We start from the raw sequence: 2,677 nt of genomic DNA, 5'->3' as shown, positions 1-2,677 counted from the left end.
CACCCGCTCGCGCCCGCAGGCCTGGCCAACCTGGGCCATGCGCAACGGTATCGATCACCAGCGCCTGCACTACGGCACCGGTTTCGAGCATCTCTATTACCTGCTGGAAGCGGCCGTCGCCGGGCTCGGTGTGGCCATCGCCCCACAGCCGCTGGTGGCCGAAGAGCTGGCCCGTGGCCGGCTGGTCGCGCCGTGGGGCTTTGTCGATACCGACGGCAGCTGGGGGTTGTGCACCACCCGTGGCGACGACCCGCGCGTGGAACTGCTGGCACAGTGGCTGCAGCGCCAGTTACAGGGCTGAACCCGCCTCGGTGGTGTCGTCGGCGGCCATGTCGGCACGGCGCACCTCTTCGACAAACTGGCGCATCTTGTAACCGTCCTTCAGACCCGGCGCCGACTCGATGCCGCTGGACACATCCACGCCCCACGGCTGGGTGGCGAGGATCGCGTCGTGCACGTTCTCCGGGCGGAGACCGCCGGCCAGCAGGAACGGGCGATGCACGCCCGGCGGAATCTGCGACCAGTCAAACGAGACTCCGGTGCCACCACTGCCGCCGACCGCGTGACTGTCGAACAGGAAGCCGGCCGTATGCGGATACAGCTGCTGCAGCCCGCGTGCGGTGATCTCGGTGCCACCGCCCATCGCGATCGCCTTCAGGTACGGCATGTTGAAGCTGCGGCAGAAACCGTCGTCCTCATCACCATGGAACTGCAACACGGTGGGCCGCACCGCACGCAGCACCTCGCGCACTTCCTCGCGATTGTTGTTCTGGAACAGCGCCACCACGTCCACCATCGGCGCGATCGCCTGGCGCATCGCGCGCGCCTCGCTGGCGCCACCCGGCGCACGCTGCCTTTGGCGAAGATGAAGCCGATCGCGTCCACCCCCAGCTCGCTGGCCAGGCGGATGTCACCGGCGCGGGTCATGCCGCAGAACTTGATGCGGGTACGGAACAGCGTGCGACTCACAGCGTCACCTCGGCCGGCAATTGCCAGTGCTCAGGATACAGCGGACCGACGAACACCAGCCCCTGCGGCGGCGCGGTGGGCCCGGCCTGATTGCGATCACGGGCCGCCAGCACGTCGGCGATCCAGCTTTCCGGCTTCTCGCCCGCCCCCACCATCAGCAGCGAGCCGACGATATTGCGCACCATATGGTGCAGGAACGCATTGGCCTGCACTTCGACCTCCACCACCTCGCCATGACGGCGGACCGAGATCGCCTGCAGCTCACGGCGTGCGTGCAACGCCTGGCACTGCGCGCTGCGGAACGAGCTGAAATCGTTCTCGCCCAGCAGCGCCTGCGCGGCCCGGTGCATCGCATCGGCATCCAGCGGCCGCCGCTCCCAGCTCAGGGTCTGCCGGTACAGTGCGGGCCGGACCTGCCGGTTCATCAGCCGGTAGCGGTAGCGACGCGCACGGGCCGAGAAACGGGCGTTGAACTCCTCGTCGACCGGCACGCACCAGCGCACGCAGACCGAGGGCGGCAGCCGTGTAGTCGTTCCCAACATCCAGCCGCGCGGCGTGCGCGCAACCTCGCTGTCGAAATGCACCACCTGGCATTCGCCATGCACGCCGGCATCGGTACGGCCGGCACAGACCACATGGATCGGCGCGTCCGCCACCGAGGACAGCGCATCCTGCAACGTCGCCTGCACGCTGGCACAGCCGCTCTCACCGAGCTGCTGCCAGCCTTTGAACTCGCTGCCGTCGTACTCCACGCCCAGCGCGTAACGCATCGTCAAACCTCTTGGAATTTCGCTACCGCGGATATCGCGGCGCGGTCAGTCGCTGTCGCGCTCGGACCACACCGCCAGCTCATTGCCACCGGGCTCGATGAACTGGAAGCGGCGGCCGCCGGGAAACACGAACACCGGCTTCACCACCTCGCCGCCATGCGCCAGCACCGCGGCCTGCACCGGCGCCAACTGCGCCGCATACAGCACCACCAGCGGCGCGCCGGCGCTGGTGGTCACCGGCGTGCCGCGGAAGAAACCACCCTGCAGCTGGCCGTCATCGAACGCGGTGTAGTCCGGGCCGTAGTCCTCGAACTGCCAGCCGAACACCTGCTCGAAGAAGCGGCGACTGGCGGCCGGGTCGGATGAGGCAAATTCCACGTAATCGATACCACGCTCGCGCTTCATCGCAACCTCCGTCACCGCATCCGGCCGAGCAGTTCCAGCGCTTCGTCCCGCGCCTGCGGATCGCCGCCCTGCATCACTTCGCCCAGCAGCGTGCGCGCGGTTTCCGCGTCCCCCAGGTCCAGATAGGCGATGGCCAGCTCCAGCCGCTCGCGACCGGCCGGTGCCGGGCTCAGGGGCGCCACCGGCGCGGTGTCAGCCGCATCCCAGGCCGATTCGGGTACTTCCGCTTGCACTATCGCCGACAGCTCGGGCGCTTCCACCACCGGGGGCGAGGCCTCCCCCAGCGCCGCGGGCGCCGGCTCAACAGTCGGCGGCAGCGGCTCGGCATAGATCGCCGGACCGCCCCTCAGCCATGCCGGCATCGGCTCTTCATAGGCGTCCGGCTGCACCGCGACGTGGTCTTCTGCCACTGGCTGGACCATAACCGCTTCAGCCCCGGAATCCCGCCCCCGGGCGACATCTGCGCTCTGATCGTCCACCTGATCGGCGGCCATGCCCATCACCGGCATCGCCGCCACCAGCCCGTCGGCACC

The 2,677-nt window shown here is 68.8% G+C and carries 4 protein-coding genes and 1 pseudogene; 1 reads left to right on the top strand and 4 read right to left on the bottom strand.

Features of this window, described 5'->3' with window-relative positions; genetic code table 11:
- On the top strand, positions 1-301 hold a 301-nt coding region (locus tag JCM9942_RS13650), incomplete at its 5' end, for a LysR substrate-binding domain-containing protein (RefSeq protein WP_256202390.1).
- On the opposite strand, the pseudogene JCM9942_RS13645 reads toward JCM9942_RS13650, so the two are convergent.
- The 4 genes and pseudogenes from JCM9942_RS13645 to JCM9942_RS13630 form a co-directional block, all read right to left on the bottom strand.
- A pseudogene (locus tag JCM9942_RS13645) lies at positions 290-969 on the bottom strand (phosphoribosylanthranilate isomerase). The gene JCM9942_RS13650 and the pseudogene JCM9942_RS13645 overlap by 12 nt on opposite strands.
- Positions 966-1,739, bottom strand: a complete 774-nt coding sequence (truA, locus tag JCM9942_RS13640) for a tRNA pseudouridine(38-40) synthase TruA (RefSeq protein ID WP_054660351.1) — start codon at positions 1,737-1,739, stop codon at positions 966-968. The pseudogene JCM9942_RS13645 and the gene truA overlap by 4 nt, the downstream one beginning before the upstream one ends.
- Before the next feature lie 45 nt (positions 1,740-1,784).
- Positions 1,785-2,144, bottom strand: coding sequence for a VOC family protein (locus JCM9942_RS13635; protein ID WP_054660349.1), 360 nt, complete (start codon positions 2,142-2,144; stop codon positions 1,785-1,787).
- 11 nt (positions 2,145-2,155) lie between these two features.
- On the bottom strand, positions 2,156-2,677 hold a 522-nt coding region (locus JCM9942_RS13630; RefSeq protein ID WP_304941147.1), incomplete at its 5' end, for a FimV/HubP family polar landmark protein.

This window comes from Stenotrophomonas pictorum JCM 9942, from assembly GCF_001310775.1.
Classification (GTDB): domain Bacteria; phylum Pseudomonadota; class Gammaproteobacteria; order Xanthomonadales; family Xanthomonadaceae; genus Stenotrophomonas; species Stenotrophomonas pictorum.
This window is presented reverse-complemented; position numbering and strand designations above follow the sequence as displayed.

Excerpts from the sequence above, each read along its gene's own strand:
- truA (WP_054660351.1), bottom strand. The coding sequence starts at position 1,739 with ATGCGTTACGCGCTGGGCGTGGAGTACGACGGCAGCGAGTTCAAAGGC.
- JCM9942_RS13635 (WP_054660349.1), bottom strand. The coding sequence starts at position 2,144 with ATGAAGCGCGAGCGTGGTATCGATTACGTGGAATTTGCCTCATCCGAC.